The 26,612-nt window shown below is 74.0% G+C and carries 26 protein-coding genes and 1 riboswitch; of the genes, 12 read left to right on the top strand and 14 right to left on the bottom strand.

Annotated features, from left to right (window positions below):
* Nucleotides 1-147 precede the first annotated feature (147 nt).
* Complete coding sequence (locus ABT129_RS04895; protein WP_351896629.1) at nucleotides 148-1,128, top strand: SCO1860 family LAETG-anchored protein; 981 nt, start codon at nucleotides 148-150, stop codon at nucleotides 1,126-1,128.
* Nucleotides 1,129-1,238: 110 nt separating this feature from the next.
* Here the strand turns inward: ABT129_RS04895 and cobC are convergent, their stop codons facing one another.
* Nucleotides 1,239-2,882 (bottom strand): Rv2231c family histidinol phosphate aminotransferase CobC, encoded by a 1,644-nt coding sequence (cobC, locus tag ABT129_RS04890; RefSeq protein WP_351896626.1) that lies wholly within the window; start codon nucleotides 2,880-2,882, stop codon nucleotides 1,239-1,241.
* 21 nt (nucleotides 2,883-2,903) lie between these two features.
* Here cobC and ABT129_RS04885 point away from each other — a divergent pair, with 21 nt between their 5' ends.
* On the top strand, nucleotides 2,904-3,632 hold the full coding sequence (locus ABT129_RS04885) for a ZIP family metal transporter (RefSeq protein ID WP_351896623.1): 729 nt from the start codon (nucleotides 2,904-2,906) through the stop codon (nucleotides 3,630-3,632).
* A gap of 2 nt (nucleotides 3,633-3,634) precedes the next feature.
* Here the strand turns inward: ABT129_RS04885 and ABT129_RS04880 are convergent, their stop codons facing one another.
* The 7 genes from ABT129_RS04880 to ABT129_RS04850 form a co-directional block, all read right to left on the bottom strand.
* On the bottom strand, nucleotides 3,635-5,005 hold the full coding sequence (locus ABT129_RS04880; RefSeq protein WP_351896621.1) for a cobyrinic acid a,c-diamide synthase CobB: 1,371 nt from the start codon (nucleotides 5,003-5,005) through the stop codon (nucleotides 3,635-3,637).
* The gene (gene cobO / locus ABT129_RS04875; protein WP_351896619.1) at nucleotides 4,999-5,607 is read right to left on the bottom strand and encodes a cob(I)yrinic acid a,c-diamide adenosyltransferase; all 609 of its coding nucleotides are present in this window, start codon (nucleotides 5,605-5,607) and stop codon (nucleotides 4,999-5,001) included. Before cobO ends, ABT129_RS04880 begins: the two co-directional genes overlap by 7 nt.
* The gene (locus ABT129_RS04870) at nucleotides 5,607-7,670 is read right to left on the bottom strand and encodes a putative cobaltochelatase (RefSeq protein ID WP_351896616.1); all 2,064 of its coding nucleotides are present in this window, start codon (nucleotides 7,668-7,670) and stop codon (nucleotides 5,607-5,609) included. The genes cobO and ABT129_RS04870 overlap by 1 nt, the downstream gene beginning before the upstream one ends.
* 97 nt (nucleotides 7,671-7,767) lie before the next feature.
* On the bottom strand, nucleotides 7,768-9,276 hold the full coding sequence (locus ABT129_RS04865) for a cobyric acid synthase (protein ID WP_351896614.1): 1,509 nt from the start codon (nucleotides 9,274-9,276) through the stop codon (nucleotides 7,768-7,770).
* Nucleotides 9,273-10,244: a cobalamin biosynthesis protein gene (locus tag ABT129_RS04860; protein ID WP_351896612.1), complete on the bottom strand. Its 972-nt coding sequence runs from the start codon at nucleotides 10,242-10,244 to the stop codon at nucleotides 9,273-9,275. Before ABT129_RS04860 ends, ABT129_RS04865 begins: the two co-directional genes overlap by 4 nt.
* 32 nt (nucleotides 10,245-10,276) lie before the next feature.
* Nucleotides 10,277-10,419: riboswitch (cobalamin riboswitch) on the bottom strand.
* A 126-nt stretch (nucleotides 10,420-10,545) separates the two neighbouring features.
* Entirely contained in the window at nucleotides 10,546-10,767 is a 222-nt protein-coding gene (locus tag ABT129_RS04855; RefSeq protein WP_351896609.1) for a hypothetical protein, read from the bottom strand.
* 12 nt (nucleotides 10,768-10,779) lie between these two features.
* The gene (locus ABT129_RS04850) at nucleotides 10,780-12,048 is read right to left on the bottom strand and encodes an inorganic phosphate transporter (protein WP_351896607.1); all 1,269 of its coding nucleotides are present in this window, start codon (nucleotides 12,046-12,048) and stop codon (nucleotides 10,780-10,782) included.
* 407 nt (nucleotides 12,049-12,455) lie between these two features.
* Between ABT129_RS04850 and ABT129_RS04845 the strand changes: the two genes are divergently transcribed.
* The gene (locus tag ABT129_RS04845) at nucleotides 12,456-13,583 is read left to right on the top strand and encodes an alpha/beta hydrolase (RefSeq protein ID WP_351896605.1); all 1,128 of its coding nucleotides are present in this window, start codon (nucleotides 12,456-12,458) and stop codon (nucleotides 13,581-13,583) included.
* Nucleotides 13,584-13,661: 78 nt separating this feature from the next.
* Nucleotides 13,662-15,059 (top strand): hypothetical protein, encoded by a 1,398-nt coding sequence (locus tag ABT129_RS04840; RefSeq protein WP_502981651.1) that lies wholly within the window; start codon nucleotides 13,662-13,664, stop codon nucleotides 15,057-15,059.
* A gap of 61 nt (nucleotides 15,060-15,120) precedes the next feature.
* Here ABT129_RS04840 and ABT129_RS04835 read toward each other — a convergent pair whose 3' ends face one another.
* Entirely contained in the window at nucleotides 15,121-15,522 is a 402-nt protein-coding gene (locus ABT129_RS04835) for a VOC family protein (RefSeq protein WP_351896602.1), read from the bottom strand.
* Between the two features lie 67 nt (nucleotides 15,523-15,589).
* Nucleotides 15,590-16,480 carry a KPN_02809 family neutral zinc metallopeptidase gene (gene ypfJ / locus ABT129_RS04830; RefSeq protein WP_351896600.1) on the bottom strand — a complete coding sequence of 297 codons (891 nt, stop codon included), beginning with the start codon at nucleotides 16,478-16,480 and terminating at the stop codon, nucleotides 15,590-15,592.
* A gap of 267 nt (nucleotides 16,481-16,747) precedes the next feature.
* On the opposite strand from ypfJ, the gene ABT129_RS04825 reads away from it, so the two are divergent.
* The 3 genes from ABT129_RS04825 (at nucleotide 16,748) to ABT129_RS04815 (ending at nucleotide 19,838) form a co-directional block, all read left to right on the top strand.
* On the top strand, nucleotides 16,748-18,346 hold the full coding sequence (locus ABT129_RS04825) for an ABC-F family ATP-binding cassette domain-containing protein (protein ID WP_351896598.1): 1,599 nt from the start codon (nucleotides 16,748-16,750) through the stop codon (nucleotides 18,344-18,346).
* Between the two features lie 341 nt (nucleotides 18,347-18,687).
* Nucleotides 18,688-18,909 carry a helix-turn-helix domain-containing protein gene (locus ABT129_RS04820; protein ID WP_005477683.1) on the top strand — a complete coding sequence of 74 codons (222 nt, stop codon included), beginning with the start codon at nucleotides 18,688-18,690 and terminating at the stop codon, nucleotides 18,907-18,909.
* Nucleotides 18,910-19,037: 128 nt separating this feature from the next.
* Nucleotides 19,038-19,838: an enoyl-CoA hydratase/isomerase family protein gene (locus ABT129_RS04815; protein ID WP_351896596.1), complete on the top strand. Its 801-nt coding sequence runs from the start codon at nucleotides 19,038-19,040 to the stop codon at nucleotides 19,836-19,838.
* A gap of 88 nt (nucleotides 19,839-19,926) precedes the next feature.
* Here the strand turns inward: ABT129_RS04815 and ABT129_RS04810 are convergent, their stop codons facing one another.
* Entirely contained in the window at nucleotides 19,927-20,586 is a 660-nt protein-coding gene (locus tag ABT129_RS04810) for a hypothetical protein (protein WP_351896594.1), read from the bottom strand.
* 93 nt (nucleotides 20,587-20,679) lie between these two features.
* Here ABT129_RS04810 and ABT129_RS04805 point away from each other — a divergent pair, with 93 nt between their 5' ends.
* Genes ABT129_RS04805 through amaP form a run of 5 tightly spaced genes read left to right on the top strand, consistent with a single transcriptional unit; the run spans nucleotide 20,680 to nucleotide 23,121 of the window.
* Complete coding sequence (locus ABT129_RS04805) at nucleotides 20,680-21,156, top strand: Asp23/Gls24 family envelope stress response protein (RefSeq protein ID WP_351896591.1); 477 nt, start codon at nucleotides 20,680-20,682, stop codon at nucleotides 21,154-21,156.
* Between the two features lie 52 nt (nucleotides 21,157-21,208).
* Nucleotides 21,209-21,400 (top strand): hypothetical protein, encoded by a 192-nt coding sequence (locus ABT129_RS04800; RefSeq protein ID WP_055602871.1) that lies wholly within the window; start codon nucleotides 21,209-21,211, stop codon nucleotides 21,398-21,400.
* Between the two features lie 6 nt (nucleotides 21,401-21,406).
* Nucleotides 21,407-21,763, top strand: a complete 357-nt coding sequence (locus ABT129_RS04795) for an Asp23/Gls24 family envelope stress response protein (protein WP_351896589.1) — start codon at nucleotides 21,407-21,409, stop codon at nucleotides 21,761-21,763.
* Entirely contained in the window at nucleotides 21,760-22,497 is a 738-nt protein-coding gene (locus ABT129_RS04790) for a DUF6286 domain-containing protein (protein WP_351896586.1), read from the top strand. Before ABT129_RS04795 ends, ABT129_RS04790 begins: the two co-directional genes overlap by 4 nt.
* A gap of 36 nt (nucleotides 22,498-22,533) precedes the next feature.
* A complete protein-coding gene (gene amaP, locus ABT129_RS04785) occupies nucleotides 22,534-23,121 on the top strand; it encodes an alkaline shock response membrane anchor protein AmaP (RefSeq protein WP_351896584.1) in 588 nt (195 codons plus the stop codon).
* Nucleotides 23,122-23,144: 23 nt separating this feature from the next.
* Here amaP and ABT129_RS04780 read toward each other — a convergent pair whose 3' ends face one another.
* Genes ABT129_RS04780 through ABT129_RS04770 form a run of 3 tightly spaced genes read right to left on the bottom strand, consistent with a single transcriptional unit; the run spans nucleotide 23,145 to nucleotide 26,545 of the window.
* Nucleotides 23,145-23,900, bottom strand: coding sequence for an SDR family oxidoreductase (locus ABT129_RS04780; RefSeq protein WP_351896581.1), 756 nt, complete (start codon nucleotides 23,898-23,900; stop codon nucleotides 23,145-23,147).
* A gap of 4 nt (nucleotides 23,901-23,904) precedes the next feature.
* A complete protein-coding gene (locus ABT129_RS04775; RefSeq protein ID WP_351896579.1) occupies nucleotides 23,905-25,695 on the bottom strand; it encodes a glycoside hydrolase family 15 protein in 1,791 nt (596 codons plus the stop codon).
* Between the two features lie 34 nt (nucleotides 25,696-25,729).
* On the bottom strand, nucleotides 25,730-26,545 hold the full coding sequence (locus tag ABT129_RS04770) for an SURF1 family cytochrome oxidase biogenesis protein (protein WP_351896577.1): 816 nt from the start codon (nucleotides 26,543-26,545) through the stop codon (nucleotides 25,730-25,732).
* Nucleotides 26,546-26,612 lie beyond the last annotated feature (67 nt).

Raw genomic sequence — 26,612 nt, 5'->3', positions numbered from 1 at the left:
CTTTGGAGTGAACTCACGTCAGGCGACTGCCGGTTCACTCTCCGTGCGTAAAGATTCCGGTGTCTCAAGTCGCCGAGGCCGCGCCGACCCACCGTCCCCGTGGTGAGCGGCCGGCGACGCCATGTCTCCTGTGGGGGTTCCACCATCTTGAACAGCAACACCTTCCGCCTGCCCGTACGCCGTTCCGCCGCCGCCGCCGCCGCGACCGTCGCCGCCCTGGCCGTCGGTCCCGTGCTCCTGGTGGCCCCGGCGGCGCACGCCACGGGCGGCGAAGGGCGTGCCACCGCCGTCGTCCTGCGGACCGGGCTCGACGTCTCCCTGCTCGACAAGACGGTCGACGTGCCGGTGCGGGTCTCCCTCAACGAGGTCAAGGCACCGCAGACCGAGAGCGAGACCGCGCTCTCCGTGAAGGTGCGGGGAGCCGAGGGCGGTCAGCCGATCGACATCCTCGCCGCCGACGTCGCCACCTCGCGGGCCACCGTGGACGAGAAGAAGGCCGAGGGGTACGTCAACCTGGTCAAGGCCCAGGTCCACGTCCCCGGAATCCCGCTGCTCTCGCTGATCGAGGTCGAGAAGGTCACCTCCAAGGCGCTCTGCGAGGTGGGGAGGAAGCCGGTCGCCGAGTCCAACGTCCTCGGCCACGTCACCGTCTTCGGCAAGAAGACCACCCTCTCCACCGGCGGCCGGACCCAGGTCGCCGTGCCGAACATCGGTCAGGTCACCCTCGACCTCTCCCGTACCTCCACCACCTCGCGCACGGCGGCCGCGACCGCCCTCGAACTCAAGGTGGAGGTCGACCCGCTGAAGCTCGGCGTCGCCGAGGTCAACGGCACCGTGACGCTCGCCGAGGCGACCTGCGAGACGCCCAAGGGCCCGGCCCCGACCCAGAAGCCCACCGAGAAGCCGACCGAGAAGCCCACCGAGGAGCCCACCGAGCGGCCCTCGGAGCAGCCCACGCAGAAGCCCTCGCCCGAGCCGAGCGAGGCCGGCGGCGTCAAGACCCAGAACCTCGCCGAGACCGGCGGCAGCTCCACCACCCCGTACATCGCCGGCGGAGCCCTCGCACTCCTCGTGGCCGGCGGCGGCGCCCTCGCCCTGACCCGCTCGCGCGCCCGCTCGCGCGGCTGACCGCAGGCCCGAGGGGGGACACGCAGGGGGGGCGCCGCGGGGGAGGCGTGAACGGGTCCGGGGAGGGCGACGGTGACGACGTCGCCCTCCCCGGACCCGTGCGCGTACGGTCAGCCGCCCATCAACAGCGCCTGGTCGAGCGCCTGGAGGAAGCGGTTCGTCGTCACCCGGTCCCGGACCGCGATCCGCAGCCAGTTCCGGTCGAGCCCCGGGAACGTGTCACCCCGGCGGGCCGCGAACCCCAGCGACCGCAGCCGCTCCCGCACCGTATCCGCCCCGTCGATCCGCAGCAGCACGAAGGGCCCCTCGGACCCCTCCACCGTCCGCACCTCGTCGAACTCCGCCAGCCCGGCCAGCAGATGGGCCCGCTCCACACCGATCCGGTGCGCCGCGTGCTCGGCCTCCGCCAGCGCCGCCCGCGACATGCACGCCTCCGCCGCCACCAGGGCGGGCGTCGACACCGGCCACAGCGGCTGCGCCCCCGCCAGGGCCACGACCGTCTCCGGCTCGGCCAGCGCGTACCCGATCCGCAGACCGGCGAGGCCCCAGGTCTTGGTGAGGCTGCGCAGCACCACGAGCCCCGGCACGTCGGTCCGCCCGGCCAGCGACTCGCGCTCGCCCGGCACCGCGTCCATGAAGGCCTCGTCCACGACCAGGGTCCGCCCCGGCCGCGCGAGCGCGGCGATCGAGGCGGCGGGATGCAGCACGGAGGTCGGGTTCGTGGGGTTCCCGATCACCACGAGGTCCGCGTCCTCGGGAACCGCCGCCGGATCCAGCCGGAACCCGTCCTCCTCGCGCAGCAGCACCCGGCGCACCTCGTGGCCGACGTCGCGCAGCGCCGCCTCCGGCTCGGTGAACTGCGGATGCACCACGACGGGTCTGCGCACCGGCAGCGCCCGGGCGAGCAGCACGAAGGCCTCCGCCGCGCCGGCCGTGAGCAGCACCCGGTTCGACGGCAGGTCGTGCCGCTCGGCGACCGCAGCCCGCGCGGCCCGCTCGTCGGGGTAGGCGGCGAGTCCGGTGAGGGAGTCGGCGATGCGCTCCCGCAGCCAGTCGGGTGGGGTGTTCGTCCTGACGTTGACCGCCAGATCGATGAGTTTCTCGTCCCGGACCTCGGCGTCACCGTGGTGGCGCAGGTCGTGGGCGTCGGTATGCGTGTGCATGTCCATGGCCGCCGTCGCGTGGGGGGTGGGGATGGTGGGGGGTGAGCCAGGCTCGCCAGCGATGTACCCGTGAGTTCGGGGCAACAACCGTACGCCTGGGGCATCTTCGTTCGGACGTACCGGGACGGAAGCGGCGAGAGCGCACGTTACCCGTCGGGTTTTCCGCTTGGGCACGAGCAGCACGGCACCGGCGACGGACCCGGTACGGGCCTCCGTACGCGCGGGCGTCCGCGCGCCCTCCCCGGCCCCGTCCCCCGCGTCCGTACGCGCCCGCGCGCCCCCGCCCTCCGCCGCCAGCAGCGCCGCCGCCTCCGCCACCGACGCCGTCCCCGTCGCGGCCAGCGGCAGCGCCGACGGATGCGGTACGGACACGGCCGCCAGCTCCTCGGCCGTGAACCCCCGCACCGGTACGCCGAGCTCGGCCGCCGCCCCCACGACACCCGGCTCCGCCGCCCGCGCGTCGAGCGTCGCCAGCGACCGGACGTCCGCGCGCGTCAGCCCCGCCTCGCCCAGGACCTCCCCGACCAGGGCGAGCACCTCGTCCACCGGCGTCCCCGGTCTGGCCCCCACGCCGAGGTGCGCGGACGGCACCCGATCCGATACCAAAGGCCCATGGCTGTAGTCGTCGCGCTCGGCGCGTTCCTCATGACGCTCTTCGGCGGCTGGGTCGCACAGCGCGTCACGGACCGGCGCCACCTCGTCCTCGGCCTCGCCGGCGGGCTCATGCTCGGCGTCGTCGGACTCGACCTGCTCCCCGAGGCGCTGGACGCGGCGGGCGACGTGGTCTTCGGTGTCCCGGAGGCCCTGCTGCTCTTCGTCGGAGGCTTCCTCTTCGCCCACGGCGTGGAGCGGCTCCTCGCCGTACGCCGGGCGGCACACGGTGTCGGCGCCGACGAACGGGTCCCCCAGGTCGGCCTGACGGCGGCCGCCGCGATGGTCGGTCACAGCCTCATGGACGGCATCGCGCTCGGTGCCGCCTTCCAGGTCGGCGGCGGCATGGGCGCCGCCGTCGCGGTCGCCGTCATCACCCACGACTTCGCCGACGGCTTCAACACCTACACGATCACGAGCCTCTACGGGAACGCCCGGCACAAGGCCGTCGCCATGCTCGTCGCCGACGCCCTCGCCCCCGTCGTCGGCGCCGCGTCCACCCTGCTGTTCACCCTTCCGGAGGAACTCCTCGGCGGCTATCTCGGTTTCTTCGGCGGCGCCCTGCTCTACCTGGCCGCCGCCGAGATCCTGCCGGAGGCCCACCACGAACACCCCGCCCGTTCCACCCTGCTGTGCACGGTGGCGGGCGTCGGCTTCATCTGGCTCGTGGTGGGAGTCTCCGGCGGCTGACCTCACGCGACCGGACCGCCCGCGCACCGCTCGACGAACCGCGCGGCGGCCTCGGGAGCCCCCGCCCAGTGGGTGTGCACATAGCTGGCGTGCACCCCGCCCCGCACGAAGCCCTCGACGCGCCGCTCCGGCTGCCGCAGCCCCCAGGCGGCGGCCGCCCCGGCCCCCGGCTCGATCACGGTGCGGTGGAACTCGTGCCCGCGCATCCGCGCCCCGGCGGGCGCGAGCACGCTGTCGCTCACGGCGACGGCGTCCCGGTACCCGAGCGTCAGCCGCTCCGACATCCGCGCGTCCGCGTCGAGCACCCCGCACATGGGCGTGCCGTCGAGCGACCGCGCCAGGTAGAGCAGCCCGGCGCACTCGGCGGCGATCGGCGCCCCGGAGGCGGCGAGCCCGGCGACGGCCTTCCGCAGCGGCTCGTTGGCGGAGAGCTGGCTCCCGTACATCTCGGGGAACCCGCCGCCTATGACGAGCCCGCTCGTCCCCTCGGGAAGCGCCTCGTCCCGCAGCGGATCGAAGGTCACGACCTCGGCGCCGGCGGCGGTCAGCAACTCGGTGTGCTCGGCGTACGAGAAGGTGAACGCGGCTCCGCCGGCCACCGCGATCCTCGGTGCGGGCACCACGGGCCCCTCCGCGCGCGGCCGCCCGACGACCTCCGGCGACCAGGCCTCCGCGTGGAGCTCCGGAGCGCTGCGCGCCAACGCGAGCAACGCCTCCATGTCGCACCCGGCCAGCACCTGTTCGGCCTGCGCCGCCACGGCGGACACCGCCGCCGCCTGCCGCTCGGCCACCGGCACGAGCCCCAGGTGGCGCGAGGGCGTCGCGACGGCGGGCGCCCGCCGCAGCACGCCGAGCACCGGCACCCCGGACTCCCCGAGCGCCTCCCGCAGCAGGTGCTCGTGCCGGTCCGTCGCGACCTTGTTGAGGATCACGCCCCCGATCCGTACCTCCGGATCCCACGACGCGAAGCCGTGTACGAGCGCCGCCACCGACCGCGACTGCGAGGACGCGTCGACGACGAGCACCACGGGCGCCTTGAGGAGCTTCGACACCTGCGCGGTGGAGGCCAGTTCGCCCTGGTCGGCGGCCCCGTCGTAGAGGCCCATGACCCCCTCGACCACGGCCAGGTCGCAGCCGCGCGCCCCGTGCTCGAAGAGCGGCGCGATCAGCCCCGTACCGCACATGTACGCGTCGAGGTTGCGGCCCGGCCGTCCGGTCGCCAGGGCGTGGTAGCCGGGGTCGATGTAGTCGGGGCCGACCTTGTGCGGGGAGACGGCCAGACCACGGCCGGCGAACGCGGCCATCAGGCCGGTCGCGACCGTGGTCTTGCCCGCGCCCGAGGAGGGCGCGGCGATGACGAGACGTGCTACCACTCGATGCCCCGCTGGCCCTTCTGACCGGCGTCCATCGGGTGCTTGACCTTGGACATGTCGGTCACGAGGTCCGCGAAGTCGACCAGTTCCCGCGGCGCGTTGCGGCCCGTGATGACGACGTGCTGGTGCCCGGGGCGGTCACGCAGCACCTCGACGACCTCCGCGACGTCGATCCAGCCCCAGTGCAGGAGGTACGCGAACTCGTCGAGGACGTAGAACTTGTACCGCTCCTCCGCCAGGTCCCGCTTGACCTGCTCCCAGCCCTCACGGGCCTTGTCCTCGTGCGACTGCTCGCCCTCGGCGACCTCGCGCTGGATCCAGGACCAGCCCTCGCCCATCTTGTTCCAGGTGACGGTGCCGCCCTTGCCGGTCTCGCCGAGCGCCTTGAGGGCGTTCTCCTCGCCGACCTTCCACTTGGCGGACTTGACGAACTGGAACACCCCGATCGGCCAGCCCTGGTTCCAGGCGCGCAGCGCCATGCCGAACGCGGCGGTCGACTTCCCCTTGCCGACGCCCGTGTGGACCATCACCAGCGCGCGGTTGCGACGCTGACGGGTGGTGAGACCGTCGTCCGGGACGACGGTCGGCTGTCCCTGCGGCATTAAGCGGCCCTCCTGGTTGTCTGTCCTGCCTGTACGTCCTTGACGAGGCCGGCGATCGAGTCGGCGCGCAGCTCGTCCAGGGTGACGGCGGTGCCGCCGAGTTCGCGGGCGAGCTCCCGGGCGAGCCCGAGCCGCACGGGCCCCGTCTCGCAGTCCACGACGACGGAGGCCGTGCCCTCGGACGCGTGCAGCCGCGCCGCGCGGGCGGCCAGCGCCACCGGGTCGGCGCCGCCGCCGGTCGCGCGCCCGTCGGTCACGACGACGAGCAGCGGGCGGCGCGAGGGGTCCCGCAGCCGCTCCACCCGCAGGACGTCGTGGGCCTTCAGGAGCCCGGCCGACAGGGGCGTACGACCACCGGTCGGGAGCTTCTCCAGCCGGGCGGCGGCCGCGTCGACGGACGAGGTCGGCGGCAGCGCGACCTCGGCGTCACGCCCCCGGAAGGTGACGAGGCCGACCTTGTCGCGCCGCTGGTAGGCGTCGAGCAGCAGGGAGAGGACGGCGCCCTTGACGGCGCTCATCCGCTGCCGCGCCGCCATCGAACCGGAGGCGTCCACGGCGAAGAGCACCAGGTTCCCCTCCCGCCCCTCCCGGGTCGCCTGCCGCAGATCGTCCCGGCGGACCACGAGCCCGGGGCCGGACCGCCCGCGGGCCTTCTGGTGCGGGGCGGCGGCCTGCACGGTCGCGGCCAGGTGGAGCTTGGTCAGGGCACCCCGGGGGCGTACGGATCCGGTGGTACGGCCGTGGTCGGTGCGGGCCCGGGAGCGGCGCCCGGCCGCGCCCTCGCCGAGACCCGGCACGCTCAGCACCTTCGTACGGAAGGGCTCGGAGGCGGCGACGGCGGCGCGCTCCCCGGCACCGGCGCGCTGCGGCGCGGGCGCGGGAGCCTCCGCGGGCGCGGGGGCGTCCTCCGGGGCGGCGGAGTCCTCGTGGGCGGACTCCGGGGCCGGCCCGTCACCCTGCGGCGGAATGCCGCCGGGACCGCCGCCGCCGGGACCGCCGTCCCCCGGGCCGTCCGGCTCGGGGTCCTCGTCCGGGTCGGAGTGCGGCTCCTCGCCCCTGAACTGCTCCAGGGTGTCGTCGAGCTTGTCCTCGTCGAGGCCCGGCGCGTCGAAGGGGGAGCGGCGCCTGCGGTGGGGGAGGGCCAGGAGCGCGGCCTGCCGCACGTCCTCGGAGGTGACCTCGGTGCGTCCGGCCCAGGCGGCGAGCGCGGTCGCGGCCCGGGCCATGACGATGTCGGCACGCATGCCGTCCACCTCGAAGGCGGCGCAGGTCGCGGCGATCTGGAGCAGCACGGCGTCCCCGAGGGTCACCCGGGGCAGCAGGGCGCGGGCGGCCGTGATCCGGCCGCGCAGCGCGGTCTCCTCGTCGGCCCAGCGCGCGGCGAACGCGTCCGGGTCGTCCTCGAAGGCGAGCCGTCGCCGGACGACCTCGACGCGCTGCTCGGGCTCGCGGGAGGCGGCGACCTCGACGGTCAGCCCGAACCGGTCGAGCAGCTGCGGCCGGAGCTCGCCCTCCTCGGGGTTCATCGTGCCGACGAGCAGGAAGCGGGCGGCGTGCCGCACCGAGACGCCCTCGCGCTCGACGTAGGAGGAGCCCATGGCGGCGGCGTCGAGGAGGTGGTCGATGAGGTGGTCGCTGAGCAGGTTGACCTCGTCGACGTAGAGGATGCCCCGGTGCGCGGCGGCGAGGAGCCCCGGCTCGAAGGCCTTCACGCCGTCGGCGAGCGCCTTCTCGATGTCGAGCGCGCCGACGAGCCGGTCCTCGGAGGCGCCGACGGGCAGCTCGACCATCCGCGCGGGCCGCTCGGTGCCGGGCGCGGTCCCGTGCGGCCCGTCGGGGCAGCCGAGGTCGGGCGAGGCCGGGTCGCAGCTGAACCGGCAGCCGGCGACGACGGGAACGGCGGGCAGCAGCTCGGCGAGCGCCCGGACGGCGGTGGACTTGGCGGTCCCCTTCTCGCCCCGGACCAGCACACCGCCCACGGCGGGGCTGACGGCGTTGAGCAGCAGCGCGAGCCGCAGGTCGTCCATACCGACGACGGCGGTGAACGGATACCGGGTGCTCATCGGCAGGTCTCTCCTTCAGGTTGCTGACGTTCGAATGACGACGCGCGGCCGTCGGCGGCGGGTGACCACCCGCGGCCGGCGGCCGCGCCCTTCTCGCTCACGGTGCTCCCGGCGGCACGAACGGCAGGCCCGCCGGAGCCCCCTCCTCGATCAGCCGCAGCAGCGCCCCCGTGTCCGCGTGCTCCTCGATCAGATCGCCCAGCCGGTCCAGCTGTTCCTCCCGCAGCGCCCCGAACGACGTGTCCGGAGCCGGTACGAACCGCCGTCCGGCCGCCGCCGCGACCTCCCGCAGGAACGCCCGCCGGAACCCGTCGCTCTCCAGGGAGCCGTGCCAGTGGGTGCCCCACACCGAGCCGACCCGGCAGCCGTCCAGGAACGGTTCCCCGCCCCGTACGTCCGCGATCCCGTGGTGGATCTCGTACCCCTCGACCCGCTCGCCGAGCGCTTCGCCGACCGGTCGGGCCAGGGTCTTCTCGCGCGCGAACCGGACGCGTACGGGGAGCAGTCCGAGCCCGTCGACGGTTCCGGCCCTCGACTCGACCTCGTCCTCGATCCGCTCGCCGAGCACCTGGAAGCCACCGCAGACGCCGAGCACCGGGCGGCCCTCGGCGGCGCGCCGGGCGAGCGCGTCGGCGAGGCCGCGTTCCCGCAGCCAGGCGAGGGCCTTGACCGTGCCGCGCGTGCCGGGCACGACGACGAGGTCCGCGTCGACGAGCTCCTCGGGCCGGTCGACGAACCGGACGACGACGCCCGGTTCGGCGGCCAGCGCGTCGACGTCCGTGAAGTTGGACATGAGGGGTACGGCGCAGACGGCGACCCGCAGCACGTCCGCGCCGACCGGCGGCGCCACGACCGACTCGCGGACGGTGCCGCGCAGCGAGACCCGGAGGCCGTCCTCCTCGTCGATGCCGAGCCCGTGCGCGTACGGCAGGACGCCGAAGGTCCGCCGCCCGGTCAGGTCGTACAGCATGTCGAGCCCGGGTTCGAGCAGGGTCACGTCGCCCCGGAACTTGTTCACGAGATATCCGGCGATCAGCTCCTGGTCCTCGGGCGCGAGCAGCGCCGTCGTCCCGAAGAACTGGGCGAAGACCCCGCCCCGGTCGATGTCCCCGACCACGACCACGGGCAGCCGCGCGGCCCGCGCTATGCCCATGTTCACGATGTCGGTGCGCCGCAGGTTGATCTCGGCCGGGCTGCCGGCCCCTTCGCAGATCACCGCGTCGTACGTGCTCCGCAGCTCCTCCAGGCAGGCCAGGACGGGCTCGAACAGCTCCTTCTGGCGCCCCCCGTGGTAGCCGCGCGCGCTGAGTTCGCCGACCGGCTTGCCCATCAGGACGACCTGGCTGGACCGGTCGCTGCCGGGCTTGAGCAGCACCGGGTTCATCAGCGCGGTCGGCTCGACGCGGGCGGCCTGCGCCTGCATGGCCTGGGCCCGCCCGATCTCGGCGCCCTCGCGGGTGACGAAGGAGTTGAGGGACATGTTCTGTCCCTTGAAGGGCGCGACCTTGACGCCCTGCCGGACCAGCCACCGGCAGATGCCGGCGGTGACGACGCTCTTGCCCGCGTCGGAGGTGGTCCCGGCGACGAGCAGTCCTCCGCCCCTCATGCGTTCCTCCGCTTCCGGGCCGCCAGGGCGCCGATGGTGATGCGGCCGCCCACACAGGCGACCAGGGTCAGCGCGGTCACCCGGCGCGAGAGGCCGACCGCCCGGTCGATGTCCGCGACCTCGACGGGCCGTCCCGTCCCGTTGAGCACCGGCCGGTGCTCGACCCGGCCGCCGTACGCCAGGGTCCCCCCGAGCCGTACGCCGAGCGCCCCCGCGAAGGAGGCCTCGACCGGGCCCGCGTTGGGGCTGGGGTGCTTCGCCGCGTCCGCGCGCCAGGCCCGTACGGCCCCGCGGGGGTTCCCGCCCGCGACGGTCGCGAGCGCGGCCGTCAGCCGGGCTCCGGGCCAGCCGGCCACGTCGTCGAGCCGGGCCGAGGCCCAGCCGAACCGGCGGTGGCGCGGCGACCTGTGGCCGACCATCGCGTCGAGGGTGTTGACGGCCCGGAAGCCGAGCAGGCCCGGCACGCCCGCGACCGCGCCCCAGAAGAGGGCGCCGACCACGGCGTCGGAGGTGTTCTCGGCGACCGACTCGACGACCGCGCGGGCCATCGCCGGTCCGTCGAGGGAGTGCGGGTCGCGGCCGCAGAGGTGCGGCAGCCGTTCCCGGGCCACCTCCAGGTCGCCGGCGGCCAGCGCCCCGCCGATCGCGCGTGCCTCCCGGCCCAGGGTCGTCCCGCCGACGACGGCCCAGACGGAGGCGGCGGTGAGGGCGGCGGCGGCGGCCGGCCGGTTCCGCACGGCCCGTGCGGCGAGCGCGCCCAGGGCGACGGTGGAGCCGGCGCAGACGGCGGTGTGGAGGGCGCCCCAGCCGCGGTGGTCGTGGTGGAGGCGCTCCTCGACGGCGGCGGCGGCCCGGCCGAACACGGCGACGGGGTGTCCGCGCCGGGGGTCGCCGACGAGCAGGTCGACGGCGAGGCCCGCGGCCGCGCCGTACGCGAACGCACCGGTGGTACTGCTGCGGCCGGGCATGGCGCTCTGTCCTCACTCAGGGTCCGCGCCCTGGATCGACGTGACCGGCGGCGAGAGTTCCTGACTCCCGGACCCTGGGGATCCGGTCACAGTGGCGGGACCGCGCCGGATTCGCACCGGACTTCCTCTGCTGCCGCCGTAATGGCCTCGGCAGTCCACCACGCCCCGAGAAGGGGCGTCAACTCACCCTTGACCTGCGACGGCGCACTGTGCGGAGCACCACAGAGAGGGCGGTGGACAGACGCGGGCCGGGCGGCCCGCACGGAGAGTGCGGGCCGCCCGGCCGGTGGAGCGTGGACCGTCAGACGACGATCAGGTAGATGCCGTAGGCCACGGCCGCGAGGCAGAGGCCGAAGCAGGTGTAGGCGCCGGTGCGGGCCAGGGCGGCGGAGTCACCGCGGGCGGCGGCCTCCTCCTGCTTGCCGAGGCCGACGATCCCGAGGGTGAAGAGGCCCACGAGGGCGACGGTCGCCACGAGGCTGACTCCGAAGACGGAGCCGAGGGCTGCCCAGTCGATCTTCATGTCGTTCGTTCCTTACACCGCTGCGGCGGGGGCCGGGGGAGCGGCCGGGTCCGTGGGGACCGGCGCCGGGATGGTGGTCTTGAGGTCCTCGTCCGCGACGGCGGCGACGGAACCGGCGGCCGGCGGCGGGGTGACGGCCGCGATGGCGGTGGTCACCACACCCGCGGGCTCGGCGTCGAGGTCGTCGTCGGTGACGTTGTTGTGGTCGACCGGCTTGCGGCGGGAGAGCGACCAGATGACGGCGGAGCCGACGACCAGCAGGACCGCGACGGCGGCGATGCCCCAGGGGCCCTGCTTGGTGAGGAACTCGGCGCCGGCGCCGACCAGACCCGCGGCGGGCAGGGTCAGACCCCAGGCGACGAACATCCGGGTGGCGGTCGACCAGCGGACGACACCGCCCTTGCGGCCGAGGCCGGCGCCCATCACGGCACCCGAGCAGGACTGGGTGGTGGAGAGCGAGAAGCCCAGGTGCGAGGAGGCCAGGATGACCGTCGCGGCGCTGGTCTGGGCGGCGAAGCCCTGCTGCGGCTGGAGGTCGGTGAGGCCCTTGCCCATGGTGCGGATGATGCGCCAGCCACCGAGGTAGGTGCCGAGGGCGATGGCGACACCGGCGGAGACGATGACCCACATCGGGGGGTTCGAGCCGGGGGCGACGACACCCTGGGTGACCAGGGCGAGGGTGATGATGCCCATCGTCTTCTGGGCGTCGTTGGTGCCGTGGGCGAGGGAGACGAGACCGGCGGAGGCGATCTGGCCGGCCCGGTAGCCCTTGGCCGTGGCCTTCGCCTCGGGGTTGGCCTTGATCTTGTACGTCAGCTTGGTGGCTGCCATCGCGGCGAGGCCGGCGACGAGCGGCGCGGCGATGGCCGGGATGAGGACCTTGGTGACGATGGTGGGGCCGTTCACGGCCGACCAGCCGGCCGACATGACCGCGGCGCCGATGAGGCCGCCGAAGAGGGCGTGGGAGGAGCTGGAAGGCAGGCCCAGCAGCCAGGTCAGCAGGTTCCACAGGATGGCGCCGACCAGCGCGGCGAAGATCACCTCTGTGCGGATGCCCTCTTCGTTGATGATCCCGCCGGAGATCGTCTTGGCGACCTCCACGGACAGGAACGCGCCGACGAGGTTCAGCACGGCGGACATGGCCACCGCCGTCTTCGGCTTGAGGGCACCGGTCGAGATGGTCGTGGCCATCGCGTTGGCGGTGTCGTGGAAACCGTTCGTGAAATCGAACACGAGAGCTGTCACGACCACAATGGCGAGCAGCAGCGTGATGTGTTCCATTTACCCAGGCAATCGTTTGACGTCAGTGGCGAGCCGAACGTAGGCAACCTGGGTGAACGGAAGGTGAACTGGGTCGGGCGGCGTGGTGTCCCTATCCGGTGTCGAGGCATTCCGCTTGACCGCCGGGCGGGCCGGGTGTCCACGATGCGGTCACCCCGCAACCCCGGGTAATCCGGGCCATCACAGGGCACGTGCGACCTGCCCCGGTTCCTCCTCCGCCACCCGGTTCCGCTCCCCGGACCGAACCATCCGACCGGGGGACCCCGCGGACGAGACCCATGTCACTCCAAGGAGGGGCTCGCGAGGCCCGGGGAGACCGCGCCCCGGCCCCCCTCCCTCCTCGTTCCCTCCCCCCCGCCCGGGTCCGTCCGGTGGCAGGCCGACCGCACCGTGCCGAGACTGGGAGCGTGCGCCCGGCTACAGCGACGGCAGCGGCCGTCACCACTCTGCTCGGTGTCGGCGCGGCCGTGATCGCGGCCGGCCGGTACGCCAGCGACGCCGCCCTCAGGGCGCCGTCCGGACGTCCCCTGCCCGGGGACCCACGACTCACCGTGCACGCCACCGGCCCCGAGCGGATCACCCTCACCCGCAGCCTCGCCTCGCTGCGCCCCGGCACCTACGGGATCGAGGGCCCCGGACTGCACGCCGTCGTCGGCCCCGTCCTCGACCGGGTCCCGCACACCGCCGACACCGTCGTGCGGCGCCTGGAACGGGTCGAGCTCGGGGTGCTCGGCCCCGGCGCCCGCGTCCGCTTCACGCCCCAGCTGCACATCGGCACGCCCATCAGCGCCCTCGGGCTCGCGCAGGAGGACGTCGAGATCCCCGGCGAGCTCGGCCCCCTGCCGGGCTGGCTGGTGGCGGCCCCCCGCACCACCTGGGTGATCGCCCTGCACGGCCTCGGCACGACCCGCGAGCAACCGCTGAACGTCGTCCCCTTCTACAACCACCGCAAGATCCCCGTCCTCGTCCCCGCCTACCGCGGCGACGAGGGCGCCCCCGCCTCCCCGGACGGCCTGGCCCACCTCGGCGACTCCGAGTGGCGCGATGTCGACGCGGCGATCCGCTACGCCGTCCGCCGGGGCGCCGCCAAGGTCGTCCTGCACGGCTGGGGAACCGGAGCCTCGATGGCCCTGCGCGCCGCCGCCGAGTCCGGGGTGCGCGACCGCATCAGCGGCCTGGTCCTCGACTCCCCGGTCCTCGACCAGGAGGCCACCCTCCGCAACCTCGCCGCCGCCCACCACGTCCCGGGACCCCTGCGGGCGCTCGCGGTCCGCGCGGCGCAGGGCAGGATCGGGCCCTACGGCGACCTGCTCCGCGACGCCTCCGAGCCCGGCGCCCTGCGCGTCCCCGTCCTCCTCTTCCACGGCCCGGACGACACCATCTCCCCCTGGGAGCCGTCCGTGGAACTCGCCGCCCGCCGCCCCGATCTGGTCACCCTCCAGACCGTGCGGCAGGCCCCGCACGCGGCGATGTGGAACGCCGACCCGATCCGCTACGAGGAAGCCCTCCGCCGCTTCCTCACCCCGCTCCTCTAGGACCCCCGCGGGGCCCGCCGGGGACGGGGCGGCCGATTCCGATTGGGCTTTCGGGCCGTCAGCGGGAAGACTGCCCCCGTGACGTCTCGAAAGCCCGATGAACCATTGGCGCGCAACTCCAGACTCCGACTCGTCCGCCCGCGGGCGCTGGCCACCGCCCGACGGGCCGTGACGACCCGGCGCACCCGGCCGGCGCCGCGGCCGCCCGAGGGCACTCCGCCCCGCTCGGAGCTGGCCCGCCAGGCCCGGCACGTCCTCGCCGCCGCCGTACGCATCGCCCGCTGGGCCGCCGTCGAGCGCGGCGCCGACGCGGCCCTCCGTACCGGCTCCGCGCAGGAACGGGCCGCCGCCGCACTGGACCTGACGCCCGGCCAGATCCGGGCCGGCTGGGACCGCGCCCGGCTCGCCGGACTCGTCGAACTGCACGGCGACACCGCCCGCCCCGGCTGGCGGCTGCACGCCTGGGACCGCGACGACTCCGCCGTGCTGCGCGGCTGGGTCGCCCTCTTCGACGCCTGGTCCCTGGTGCACCCGGCCCCCGAGGGGTTCGAGGCGAGCGCCGTCGCCGAGGTCGTCGAAGCCGTCCCGCAGGTGCTCTCGCTCCTCCAGCTCTCCCAGGGCCCGGTCCTCGTCCCGGCCCTCCTCGACCTGCTCGGCCAGCGCGTCGAGGAGCTGCGCGGGGAGCGCTGCGAGGTCCCGGTGGCCGAGTCGGCCCCCGAGGCCGCCGGCCTCCCCGGCACCGACGGGCTCCCGACCCTCCTCGACTGGGCCCTCGAAGGCCTCGCGGCCGTCGGCGCGCTCACCCTGGACCCCGGCGCGGAGGGGCGTCACGCCACCCTGACCCCGCTCGGCAACTGGGCGGTCTGGGTCAAGCTGGAGCAGATCTGCGTCGCCGCGCAGAGCCCCGCCGGCAACATCGAGCAGTCCGCCGAGGACATGCTCCGCGGCTGCGCCCGGCTCACCCCCGGCCCGGCCCGCGCCGAGTACCGGGCCTGGCTCGCGGCCCGCACCCTCTCCAGCGCGGTGACCGAACTCCTCGCCGTCGCCCGGGGTGAGGACGCGCTGCTGCGCGGGCTCGCCTTCGAGGCGCTCCGCGTCGTCGGCGCCCCCGCCGAGGCCGAGGTGCGGGCCACCGTCGCCGAGCCGTCCCTGCGCCCGTACGCGCTGCTCTGGCTGGCGGAGTACGAGGGCGCCGACCCCGACGACGCCCAGGAGGTCCTCACCCGCGAGGAGGCCACCTGGCTCTGGGTGGACACGGCGGCGGCCGTCGCCGACCACGGCGAGACCGAGCTGCTCGTCCGGCACCTCGACTCCGCCGTGCAGGGCACCGTCCCGGCGCTGCTCGACGAGGTCCGGGCCGTCGGCCATCCCCGGACCGTCCAGGTCCTGGTCGCCCTGGCCGCCGCCCATCCGGACCCGGCCCTGGCCAAGGCGGTCCGCAGGGCCGCCTTCCAGGTCCACACCGGGGGAGCGTGACGGGGGAGCCCCTCCTGGGGAGCCCGAGGAGGGGCGTCCGCCCCCGTCCGGCGCCGCTCGCCTACTCCGCGGCGCCGGGGGTGTACGTCCCGAAGCTCCAGATGTTGCCCTCGGCGTCCCGGGCCATGTAGTCCCGCGACCCGTAGTCCTGGTCCTTGGGCGCCATCACGATCTCGATGCCGTGGGCGACAGCGCGGGCGTGGTGCTCGTCCACGTCGTCCACGTGCACGAAGACGCCGACCGGGCCCGCCCCGCCCATCAGCTTGTCGAACTCGCTGCCGGTGCCCTTGCTGCCCAGCATGACCATGCCGTTCCCGTAGGACAGCTCGGCGTGCGCGATCCGGCCGTCCTCGCCCTCGTACACGGCGGTCGCGGCGAAGCCGAAGCCCTCCGTGAGCTGGGTGATCGCCGCCTTCGCGTCCTCGTACGTCAGCGTCGGACAGACGTGGGGTGCCTCGGCCATCCCGATCACTTCCTCTCGATCCAGTCGAATGTGACCCGGGTCTCAGTCTGGCAGCCTCCGCCGACAATCAGCGGAAGGTGTTGCACCGGGCCATGTCGCCGGTCCGGTAGCCCTCGTAGAACCACTGCTGGCGCTGGGCCGCGGAGCCGTGCGTCCAGTTCTCCGGGGTGACCCGGCCCTGGAACCTCTCCTGGATCCGGTCGTCGCCCACCGCGGCCGCCGCGTCCAGGCCGTCCCGGATGTCCTGGTCCGTCAGCCGGGTCAGCAGCGGCCGGCCCGTCCGGTCGTCGGGCGTGGTGGTGGCGTGCCGCGCCCACACCCCCGCGTAGCAGTCGGCCTGGAGCTCGACCCGCACGGCGTTGGAGTCCGCGCCGGTCCGCCCGTCCTGGGCGCGGCTCAGCGTCCCCATGAGGTTCTGGATGTGGTGGCCGTACTCGTGCGCCACGACGTACGCCTGGGCGAACGGTCCGCCGGTCGACCCGAACTTCGTGCGCAGCTCGTCGAAGAAGCCCAGGTCCAGATAGACCTGCCGGTCGCCCGGGCAGTAGAAGGGCCCCACCGCCGAGGTCGCCGAGCCGCAGGCGGTCGGCACCCGCTGGGTGAACATGACGGTGGCGGCGTTCCCGTAGGTGCCGCCCCGGCGCGCGTACTCGCTCCGCCAGAAGTCCTGGACGCTGTTGACGACGGCGACGATCCGGCAGTCCTCGCGGGTGTTGGCGTCCGAGCCCTTCCGGCAGCTCTGGTTGACCTGGGCCGCCGAGGAGGAGGTGGCGGCCGGTTCCTCGCCGCCGCCGGAGAGTCCGAGCTGGTCCGGTCCCACCCCGAAGAGCAGGCCCAGGATCAGGGCGATGAAGCCGATGATGCCGCCGCCGACGGTCGCCCGGCCGCCCGGGATGCGGCTGCCCCGGACGTCCTTGACCTCCGAGGTGTCCAGATCGGCGTCGTCGTCGAACTGCACGGTCCACCACCCTCCGCGTCACTGCCGCGGCAGAGGCCGCCGCCCTGCGCCGAGTATCGAACGATCTCTCCCTCCTCGCCCCTTTTGTCAAGCACTGGCGGGGTTTGTGAGAAAGCTCCGTTCCGGCCCCCGCGCCCCCACATGGCCGAAAAGCAGTTGCAGGCGCCCGTTAGACTGGCCGTATGGCCATTCTCCCCGTGCACTAGCGGCGTCGAAGCCCTCCACCAGCCGTCCTTCCGCCGTTTCCCACCGCCCTGGAGTCTGTCCGTGATCACCGCTTCCGGCATCGAGCTGCGCGCCGGCGCCCGAGTCCTCATCGAGTCCGCTTCCTTCCGCGTCGCCAAGGGCGACCGCATCGGCCTCGTCGGTCGCAACGGAGCGGGCAAGACCACGCTCACCAAGTGCCTGGCGGGCGAGGGTGTCCCCGCCGCCGGCCAGATCGCCCGCTCCGGCGAGGTCGGCTACCTCCCGCAGGACCCGCGCACCGGCGACCTCGACGTGCTCGCCCGCGACCGCATCCTCTCCGCCCGCGGCCTCGACGTCCTCCTCAAGAAGATGCGGATGAACGAGGAGCGCATCGCGACCGGCTCCGGCGGCACCCGCGACAAGGCGATGAAGCAGTACGAGCGCCAGGAGACCGAGTTCCTGACCAAGGGCGGATACGCGGCCGAGGCCGAGGCCTCCACCATCGCCGCTGCCCTCGGTCTGCCCGACCGGGTCCTCGGCCAGCCGCTGCACACCCTCTCCGGTGGTCAGCGCCGCCGCGTCGAGCTCGCCCGGATCCTCTTCTCGGACGCCGACACGCTCCTCCTCGACGAGCCCACGAACCACCTCGACGCCGACTCCATCGTCTGGCTGCGCGACTACCTGAAGAGCTACCGCGGCGGCTTCATCGTGATCTCCCACGACGTCGACCTCGTCGAGACCGTGGTCAACAAGGTCTTCTACCTGGACGCCAACCGCTCCACGATCGACGTCTACAACATGGGCTGGAAGCTCTACCAGCAGCAGCGCGAGGCCGACGAGAAGCGCCGCAAGCGCGAGCGCCAGAACGCCGAGAAGAAGGCCGCCGCCCTCAACTCGCAGGCCGACAAGATGCGCGCCAAGGCCACCAAGACCGTCGCCGCGCAGAACATGGCCAAGCGGGCCGAGCGGCTGCTCTCCGGCCTGGAGGCGGTGCGCGCCTCCGACAAGGTCGCCAAGCTCCGCTTCCCCGACCCGGCGCCCTGCGGCAAGACCCCGCTGACGGCCGAGGGGCTCTCCAAGTCCTACGGTTCGCTGGAGATCTTCACCGATGTGGACCTCGCGATCGACAAGGGCTCGCGCGTCGTCATCCTCGGCCTCAACGGCGCGGGCAAGACGACGCTGCTCCGGCTGCTCGCGGGCGCCGAGAAGCCCGACACCGGCGAGGTGACCCCGGGCCACGGCCTCAAGCTCGGCTACTACGCCCAGGAGCACGAGACGCTCGACCCCGAGCGCAGCGTCCTGGAGAACATGCGCTCGGCCGCGCCCGACCTCGACCTCGTCCAGGTCCGCAAGACGCTCGGTTCCTTCCTCTTCTCCGGCGACGACGTCGACAAGCCGGCCGGGGTCCTCTCCGGCGGCGAGAAGACCCGCCTCGCCCTGGCCACGCTGGTCGTCTCCTCGGCGAACGTGCTCCTCCTGGACGAGCCCACCAACAACCTGGACCCGGCGAGCCGCGAGGAGATCCTCGGGGCCCTGCGGACCTACAAGGGCGCCGTCGTCCTGGTCACCCACGACGAGGGCGCGGTCGACGCGCTGGAGCCGGAGCGGATCATCCTGCTCCCGGACGGCGTCGAGGACCTGTGGGGCCCGGACTACGCGGACCTGGTGGCGCTCGCCTGACCCGGAGGCGGTCGGGTGATCATTCCCGGCTGGATCATTCGGCCCACGGGTGATCCTTCATCTGAGTGAGTGCGTCTCGTACCCCCGGCGCGGTGCTCTGCCGAATCCTTCCGGCAGACCCGCGCCGTACGTGTGTTCGCCCTGCGGCGCTGACCTGGTACTTCCCGCGCCGTGCGGTACGGAGACCCGTTTCCGGCCCGGTGGAATCCGGGCTTCCGTTCGTGTCGACATCGCACCTGTCCACAAACCCGGCGGCATGGACCTTGTCGAATGGGTGGCCAGGACGGACGGGAGGGGTGATCATGAGAAGTCCAGAGCGCACTTCCCATGAGGAGGCACGGGTGGCCGAGACTCTGAAGAAGGGCAGCCGGGTGACCGGCGCCGCGCGCGACAAGCTCGCGGCAGACCTGAAGAAGAAGTACGACTCCGGTGCGAGCATCCGGGCGCTGGCCGAGGAAACCGGCCGCTCCTACGGATTCGTCCACCGGATGCTGAGCGAGTCCGGAGTCACGCTGCGCGGACGCGGCGGAGCGACACGGGGCAAGAAGACCGCCTCGGCCTGACATGGGGCGGCTCGACCGGGCCACCGGGTCTCTCGGTGGCCACCCGGTCGGCCCACGGGCCGGCCAGGTGGTTACTGTGCAGTCACTTAGCATCTGATGCAGTGCTGCACCGGAACCGGAGGCGCCCCATGCCCACGCTCGACGACTCTGAGCTCGTATTCGACAAGGACGGTGTACGGCTCACCGTCGAGGACGCCGTTGCCACGGTGACCCTGACCAATCCGGCGAAGCGCAACGCTCAGTCTCCCGCTCTGTGGCGGGCGTTGACAGAAGCCGGCCGGTCGTTGCCCGGCAGCGTGCGGGTCGTCGTTCTGCGTGGTGAGGGAAAGTCCTTCTCCGCCGGACTCGACCGGCAGGCGTTCACGCCCGAGGGCTTCGACGGAGAGCCGTCCTTCCTCGATCTCGCGCGCGGTTCCGACGAGGACCTCGACGCCGAGATCGCCGAGTACCAGGAGGCGTTCACCTGGTGGCGCCGTAGTGACCTCGTGTCGATCGCGGCCGTCCAGGGCCACGCCATCGGCGCGGGCTTCCAGCTCGCCCTCGCCTGCGACCTGCGGGTCGTCGCCGAGGACGTGCAGTTCGCCATGCGCGAGACCAGCCTGGGTCTCGTCCCGGACCTGACCGGGACGCACCCGCTCGTCTCGCTCGTCGGCTACGCCCGCGCGCTCGAGATCTGCGCCACCGGGCGCTTCGTCCACGCGGAGGAGGCCGAGCGCATCGGCCTCGCCAACCTGTCCGTGCCCGCCGACGAGCTCGACGCGGCGGTACGGGACCTCGGCGCCGCCCTGCTCGCGGCGCCGCGCGACGCGGTCACCGAGACCAAGGCGCTCCTCAGGGGTGCCGCCGGCCGCTCGTACGAGGAGCAGCGCACCGCCGAGCGTGCCGCCCAGGCCCGCCGTCTGCGCGACCTCGCCGGTCTCGGCGACTGACGCCCGGCCGGCGGTCCGGCCCGGGACCCGTTCGGCGGATCCCCGGGCCTCTCTCCGGTTTCCTCCGGGCCGCTCCGGCGGACGGGCCCTAGCGGAACTCCGACACCACGACCGTGACCGCGGCGCCCTCCGGGGCGGCCGCGGTCACGGCCGCGCGCACCGCGCGGGTCACGTCCAGGGGCCGGGCGCCGGCCGTCACGGCGACCTCCACCCGTACCTCGTCGGGCCTCCGGCGCACCGGCGGGCCCAGCGCGTCCGTCACGCCCGCGACACCCGCCACCCCGAGCGCCGCCAGGGCCAGGGGGTCGTCCGTCGCCGGGGAGGTCCGGCCCGGTGGGGGAGCGGTGGGTCCCTCCTCCGGCGGAGCCTGGTCGAGGAGTTCCGTCACCTTCAGGTCCACGGCCGCCACCACCAGCCCGAGCTCGTGCTCGGCGGCCGTGAGCAGCGCCGTCCGCAGTTCCTCGCCCAGCTCGGGGAGCGGCCGCCCGGCCGTCACGGCGAACGAGGCCGAGACGCGCACGCCGGCCTCCCGCCGTGGACCGGGCTCCGTGTCCGGCTCCGCCTCCACCGGCCCGATCCGCAGCGCGCCCGGCACCACTCCCCGTACCGCCGCAGCGGCGCGGTCGAGTACCTCGCGTGCCGCCCGCTCGGTGATCCAGGCCCCGTCCGTCGCCGTTCCGAGCGGCAGCAGCCTGCCCGGGGCGAGGCGTGCCCGTACCGCCGCCGTCCAACCCTCAGCCGTCGTCATTGCCCCAGCCTGCCGTATCCCCGGGGCGAGACGGGGTAACCGCCCTTAGTGTGGGCGAAGAACCCCGAAATATCCCAGAAGGGGCTAAATCCGATGACGGACACCACCTACGCAAGCGACTCCTCGGGCGACGAACCGCGCCGCACCTCGGTCACCAAGCGGGGCGGCGGCGCTCCCGCCTCCCGGGGCCGGACCACGATCGCCGACGGAGTCGTCGAGAAGATCGCCGGACTCGCCGCCCGGGACGTCGAGGGCGTCCACGCCATGGGCAGCGGGCTCTCCCGCACCTTCGGCGCCGTACGCGACCGGGTACCCGGAGGCGGCAGCAGCAAGTCGAACGCCACCCGAGGCGTGAAGGCCGAGGTCGGCGAGGTGCAGACCGCGCTCGACCTGGAGATCGTCGTCGACTACGGCGTCTCGATCGCCGACGTCGCCGGCGACGTCCGCGAGAACGTCATCGCGGCCGTGGAGCGGATGACGGGCCTGGAGGTCGTCGAGGTCAACATCGCGGTCAGCGACGTGAAGCTGCCCGAGGACGAGGAGGACGAGCCGGAGCAGCGGCTCCAGTAGCCGCTGACGGCAGTGCACGGGGGGCTCAGGAAGACTCAGGAAGGGGTCAGGAATGAGCATGGCGGTGGTCGGCCTGGTGGCCGGAATGGCTCTCGGATTCGCCGGATACTTCGGCGGCTTCGGAGCGTTTGTACTGGTCGCGGCCTTGGGGGCGATCGGCTTCGTGGCGGGCCGCTTCCTCGACGGCGACCTCGAACCCGGCGACCTGTTCCGGGGCCGCGACCGCGGCGACCGGCGGCGGTGACGCGGGGTGACAGCCGATCCGGCCCGTGGCCCGGTCCGTGACCGGGGGGCGACCAGGATCGCCGACCGGGTCGTCGCGAAGATCGCCGCCCAGGCGGCGAGGGAAGGTGTGGGCACCGTCCCGGACGGCGGTTCGAGGCCCCATGCCTCGGTCGTCGTCCACCGGGACGTCGTCCGGGTCGCCGTGAGCCTCGAACTCGACTACCCCGCGGACGTGGGGCGCCGGTGCGGAGCCGTACGGAGCAGGGTCCGCACCCGGGTGGAGGAACTGGTGGGCATGGAGGTCCACGAGGTCACCGTCCACGTGGAACGCCTGCACTCCCCCCTCACCCGGCAGGACGCCCGGAGGGACCGCGTGTCATGACGAATCCGCCCGATCCCCGCCCCGGCTCCGGCCCGGACCCCGGCGCCGCCCCCGGCCCCGGCTCCGACCCGGGTCCCGGCTCCGGCCGCGCTCCCGACGCGGACGCCGGCGGGGACACCCGTACCCGCGTCCGTACCGACAAGGACCCCGGCGGCGGTGGCGCACCCGCCCCGGCCGACGCCTCCGCCCCGCGGGTCAGGCGCTTCTGGGCCGTCCGCCGCATCCCGGCGGCCGTCCTCGCGGCCCTGGTCCTCGGCGGAGCGGGGCTCCTCCTCTACGACATCGCGGCCGTGCGGGCCGACCGCTCCGCCATGGCCTGGCGGCGTGAACTGGCCGACGGACTCGCGACCCGGCCGCTCGACGACACCTGGGTGATCGTCGGCGCCTCCGTCGCGGTCGTCCTCGGCCTCTGGCTCCTCGTCCTGGCCGCGACCCCCGGCCTGCGGGCCGTCCTCCCGATGCGCCGCGAGCACGTCGACGTGCGGGCCGGACTCGACCGGGAGGCCGCGGCCGTCGCCCTGCGGGACCGCGCCATGGAGGTCTCCGGCGTGCAGTCCGTGAGGGTGCGCGTCGGCCGCGCCAAGGCCCAGGTCAAGGCGGTCTCGCACTTCCGCGCGCTCGACGAGGTCCGCGCCGACGTGGAGGCGGCCCTCACCACGGGCATCGCCGAACTCGGCCTCGCCCGCCCGCCCGCGCTGACGGTACGGGTGGCCCGGCCGCCCAGGAAGGGATGAGCCGGTGACGGTCATGCTCCAGGAAGGGGTGACCCCGTGACGGTCGTCCTCCGGCGCGTCAACCGCGTCCTGCTCGGGCTCGCCGGGCTGCTCCTCGTCCTCGGCGGCGGGGGAGTCCTCGCCGCCGCCCTCGACCTGTCCGTACCGTCCTGGTGGCCCTGGTCGGGCCCCTCGGACGTGCTGCTCTCCACCGCCGACCGGCAGCGGTGGCGGGACGAGGGCTGGTGGTGGCCGGTGGTCATCGCGGTCCTCGGGCTGATCGTCCTGCTCGCCCTGTGGTGGCTGCTCGTCCAGTTCCGGCGCGCCCGGCTCTCCGAGGTCGTCGTCGACAGCGGCGACGGCGAGGAGGCCGTCCTGCGCGGCCGGGCCCTGGAGAGCGTCCTGGAGGCGGACGCCACCGCCCAGGAGGGGGTGGCGCGGGCCCGGGTCGCCCTCACCGGCCGCCGGGAGGCCCCCCGCACCCGGGTCGCGCTCCTCCTGGAGCCGTACGCCTCCCCGGGGGACGCCCTGACGACGCTCAGCGGCCAGGCGCTGGCCCACGCCCGTACGTCCACGGGCCTGCCCGCCCTGCCCACCGAGGCGCGGCTGCGGGCGGTCAAGCACCGGGCCCGCCGGGTGAACTGACGGCGGGCCGGGGGCACGGGGCCTCAGAAACCGCTGCGGGCCCCGCCGTCCACCGGGAGCATCAGACCCGTCAGGTACGAGGCGGCCGGCGACAGCAGGAAGGCCGCCGTCCGCCCGAACTCCGCCGGGGTGCCGTAGCGGCGCAGCGGGATGGCGGCCTCGTTGGCCGCGCGGGTCCCGTCCGCGTCGCCGGAGAGCGCGTCCAGGGAACGCACCCGGTCCGTGTCGATCCGGCTCGGCAGCAGTCCCACGACCCGCACCCCGCGCGGGCCCAGGTCGTTGGCGAGGGACTTGGCGAAGCCGGCGAGGCCCGGGCGCAGCCCGTTGGAGATGGTCAGACCCTGGATCGGCTCGTGGACCGAGGCCGACAGGACGAAGCCGATGACCCCGCCCTCGCCGAGCGTCTCGGCGGCCGTGCGGGCCAGCCGCACCGCCCCGAGGAAGACGGTGTCGAAGGCCGCCGCCCACTGCTCGTCGGTGTTGTCCGCCGCGAAGCCGGGGGCCGGACCGCCCACGCTGATCAGGATGCCGTCGAAGCCGCCGAACCGCGCCCGCGCCTCGGCGACGAGCCGCGCCGGGGTCCCGGGGTCGGTGTTGTCGGCGGCGATCCCCGAGGCGTCGGGGCCGAGCTCGGCGACGGCCTCGGCGACCGACTTCTCCTCCCGCCCGGTGATCAGCACCTTCGCGCCCTCGGCGAGCAGCGCCTCGGCGGAGGCCCGCCCGAGCCCCCGCGTCGCCCCGGTCACCACGTACACACGGTCCTTCAGTCCAAGATCCATGGACCTATCCTGCCGGGTCCGGATCCTCCGCTGCCAGTGCGAGCGCCGTGCCCACCAGACCGATGTGGCTGAAGGCCTGGGGGAAGTTGCCCAGCTGGCGTCCCGTCACGGGGTCGTACTCCTCCGCCAGGAGGCCCACGTCGTTGCAGAGCGCCACCAGGCGTTCGAAGAGCCGCCGGGCCTCCTCGGTCCTGCCGGTCAGCCGGAGCGCGTCCGCCAGCCAGAAGGAGCAGACCAGGAAGGTGCCCTCCTGGCCCGGGAGGCCGTCCACCGACCCGGAGCCGGTGCTGTAGCGGCGCACGTAGCCGTCGTGCAGCAGCTCCTCCTGCACGGCGGCCACCGTGCCCACCACCCGGGGGTCGTCCGGAGGGAGGAAGCCGACCTGGGGGATGAGCAGGGTCGCCGCGTCCAGCTCCGACGAGCCGTACGACTGGGTGAAGGTGTTCCGTTTGGGGTCGTAGGCCCTGGCGCACACCTGCGCGTGGATCTCGTCCCGCATGGTCCTCCACCGCGCCACGTCCCCGGGCAGCGAGGGGTCGGCCTCCAGGGTGCGTACGGCACGGTCGGCGGCCACCCAGGCCATCACCTTCGAGTGGGTGAAGTGGCGGCGCGGCCCGCGCACCTCCCAGAGGCCCTCGTCGGGCTCGCGCCAGGTCGACTCCAGGAAGCCCAGCAGGCTCAGCTGGAGGTTCCAGGCGTGCCGCTCCGCCGGGATCCCGGCCTCACGGGCGCGGTGGAGCGAGTCCATGACCTCGCCGTACACGTCGAGCTGGAACTGGTCCACGGCGGCGTTCCCGGTCCGTACCGGCGCCGAGTCGGCGTACCCCCTTAGCCACGGCAGGGTGGTCTCGGGGAGCCGGCGCTCCCCGGCGGGGCCGTACATGATCTGGAGGTCGGCCGGGTCGCCGGCGACGGAGCGGAGCAGCCAGTCCCGCCAGGCCTGCGCCTCGTCGACGTACCCGGCGGCGAGCAGCACGCCGAGGGTGAGGGAGGAGTCGCGCAGCCAGCAGGCGCGGTAGTCCCAGTTCCGTACGCCGCCGACCTCCTCCGGCAGGGAGGTGGTGGGGGCGGCCATGATCCCGCCCGTCGGGGCGTAGGTGAGCGCCTTCAGGGTGATCAGGGAACGGAGCACCGCCTCCCGGTACGGGCCCCGGTAGGTGCAGCGGGCCGCCCACTCCCGCCAGTCCGCGAGCGACTGCTCCAGGGCCCGGTGGGGGTCGATGAGCTCGGGGCGCGGCTCGTGCGAGGGGTGCCAGGTGAGCACGAAGGCCACCTTCTCGCCGGCCTCGACGGTGAAGGAGGAGCAGGTGGAGAACTGCTGTCCCCAGGTCTTCACGGGCGGCTCGCTGCGCAGCCAGACCGCGTCCGGCCCGGCGATCGCGACCCGGTGCTCGTCGGCGCGGCGCATCCACGGCACGACCGATCCGTAGTCGAAGCGCAGCCGCAGGACGCCGCTCATCTCGACGCTGCCGCTGACGCCCTCCACGATCCGCATCAGATCCGGGGCCCTGTCCCGCTGCGGCATGAAGTCGGTGACCTTGACGGTGCCGGTCCGGGTCTCCCAGTAGGTCTCCAGGACGAGGGAGTCCTCGGCGTACCGACGGGAGGTGCAGGTCGTGGCGCCCTTGGGGGCGATCCGCCAGTGGCCGTTGTCCTCGTCGCCGAGGATCGAGGCGAAACAGGCCGCCGAGTCGAACCGTGGCAGACACAGCCAGTCGACCGATCCGTCGCGGCCGACGAGCGCGGCGGTCTGGAGATCGCCGATGAGGGCGTAGTCGTCGATACGTTGCGTCACGCTTTGGGCTGTTCCCGCAAGTGGCGGTGGTCAATCAGCGGGACGGAGTGGCCTCGATCGCGTCCGGGTCCTTTTCCGGGGTTCCGGGGGCGTCGGAGGAGGCCGCGGCCTCGCGGTCACGCCGCTCCCGGCGGACCAGGATCACCCAGCCGACGGGTACGCCGGCCGCGAAGAGCCACCACTGGACGGCGTACGCCATGTGCGCGCCGATCGAGTCGTGGTCGGGCTCGGGGATCTGCTCGGGGCCGTCCCCGGCGGGCTCCGGCGCGGTCTGTTCGAGGTAGCCGCCGAGCACCTCGCGGCCGATGAGCTCGGCCTGCTGCTCGCTGTTGATGAGCATGACCTGGCGGTCCGGCAGGCCCTTCAGGTCCTTGATGCCGCTGGCGCCGGTCGTCTCGTCGGCCTTGAGCCGGCCGGTGATCGTCACCTCGCCCTTGGGGACGGGCGGCACCGCCGGGAAGGTGTGCTGGTCGGCGGCGGCCGGCACCCAGCCGCGGTTGACCAGGACGATCCTGCCGTCCCTGAGGACCAGCGGGGTGAGGACGTGTACGCCGACCCGGTCGTCGGAGTTGGTGCGACGGCGGACGACCACCTCGTGGGCGGTGTCGAAGGTGCCGGTGGCGGTGGCGGGCCGCCAGTAGTCGGAGCGCGGGACGGTGTGCCCGGGGGAGGTGAGCTCCTCGACGGGGAGCGGCTTCGCCGCGACGCTGTCCGCGATCAGCGCGTTCTGGGCCACCCGGCGCTCGTGCCGGTGGAACTGCCAGAAGCCCAGCTCGATCATCGTGGGGATGAGGACAAGGGCGATCAGGGTGAGGATCACCCACTGCCGGGACAACAGGAAGCGGTACACGCCGTCGACGGTACAACGTGCCGAAAGGCCCCCTCGCGGCGGGTGCCGAAGGGGGCCGAAAGCCGTC

It is taken from the genome of Streptomyces sp. NPDC002057 (assembly GCF_040296665.1).
Classification (GTDB): domain Bacteria; phylum Actinomycetota; class Actinomycetes; order Streptomycetales; family Streptomycetaceae; genus Streptomyces.
Note: the sequence above shows the minus strand (reverse complement) of the source record. Positions and strands in the feature narration are given on the sequence as shown.

What these genes read in the sequence shown, in the direction of transcription:
- ABT129_RS04885 (WP_351896623.1), top strand. Translation starts at nt 2,904, where the DNA reads ATGGCTGTAGTCGTCGCGCTCGGCGCGTTCCTCATGACGCTCTTCGGC.
- cobO (WP_351896619.1), bottom strand. Translation starts at nt 5,607, where the DNA reads ATGCCGCAGGGACAGCCGACCGTCGTCCCGGACGACGGTCTCACCACC.
- ABT129_RS04870 (WP_351896616.1), bottom strand. Translation starts at nt 7,670, where the DNA reads ATGAGCACCCGGTATCCGTTCACCGCCGTCGTCGGTATGGACGACCTG.
- ABT129_RS04865 (WP_351896614.1), bottom strand. Translation starts at nt 9,276, where the DNA reads ATGAGGGGCGGAGGACTGCTCGTCGCCGGGACCACCTCCGACGCGGGC.
- ABT129_RS04860 (WP_351896612.1), bottom strand. Translation starts at nt 10,244, where the DNA reads ATGCCCGGCCGCAGCAGTACCACCGGTGCGTTCGCGTACGGCGCGGCC.
- ABT129_RS04855 (WP_351896609.1), bottom strand. Translation starts at nt 10,767, where the DNA reads ATGAAGATCGACTGGGCAGCCCTCGGCTCCGTCTTCGGAGTCAGCCTC.
- ABT129_RS04850 (WP_351896607.1), bottom strand. Translation starts at nt 12,048, where the DNA reads ATGGAACACATCACGCTGCTGCTCGCCATTGTGGTCGTGACAGCTCTC.
- ABT129_RS04835 (WP_351896602.1), bottom strand. Translation starts at nt 15,522, where the DNA reads ATGGCCGAGGCACCCCACGTCTGTCCGACGCTGACGTACGAGGACGCG.
- ABT129_RS04815 (WP_351896596.1), top strand. Translation starts at nt 19,038, where the DNA reads ATGCCCACGCTCGACGACTCTGAGCTCGTATTCGACAAGGACGGTGTA.
- ABT129_RS04810 (WP_351896594.1), bottom strand. Translation starts at nt 20,586, where the DNA reads ATGACGACGGCTGAGGGTTGGACGGCGGCGGTACGGGCACGCCTCGCC.
- ABT129_RS04805 (WP_351896591.1), top strand. Translation starts at nt 20,680, where the DNA reads ATGACGGACACCACCTACGCAAGCGACTCCTCGGGCGACGAACCGCGC.
- ABT129_RS04800 (WP_055602871.1), top strand. Translation starts at nt 21,209, where the DNA reads ATGAGCATGGCGGTGGTCGGCCTGGTGGCCGGAATGGCTCTCGGATTC.
- ABT129_RS04790 (WP_351896586.1), top strand. Translation starts at nt 21,760, where the DNA reads ATGACGAATCCGCCCGATCCCCGCCCCGGCTCCGGCCCGGACCCCGGC.
- ABT129_RS04780 (WP_351896581.1), bottom strand. Translation starts at nt 23,900, where the DNA reads ATGGATCTTGGACTGAAGGACCGTGTGTACGTGGTGACCGGGGCGACG.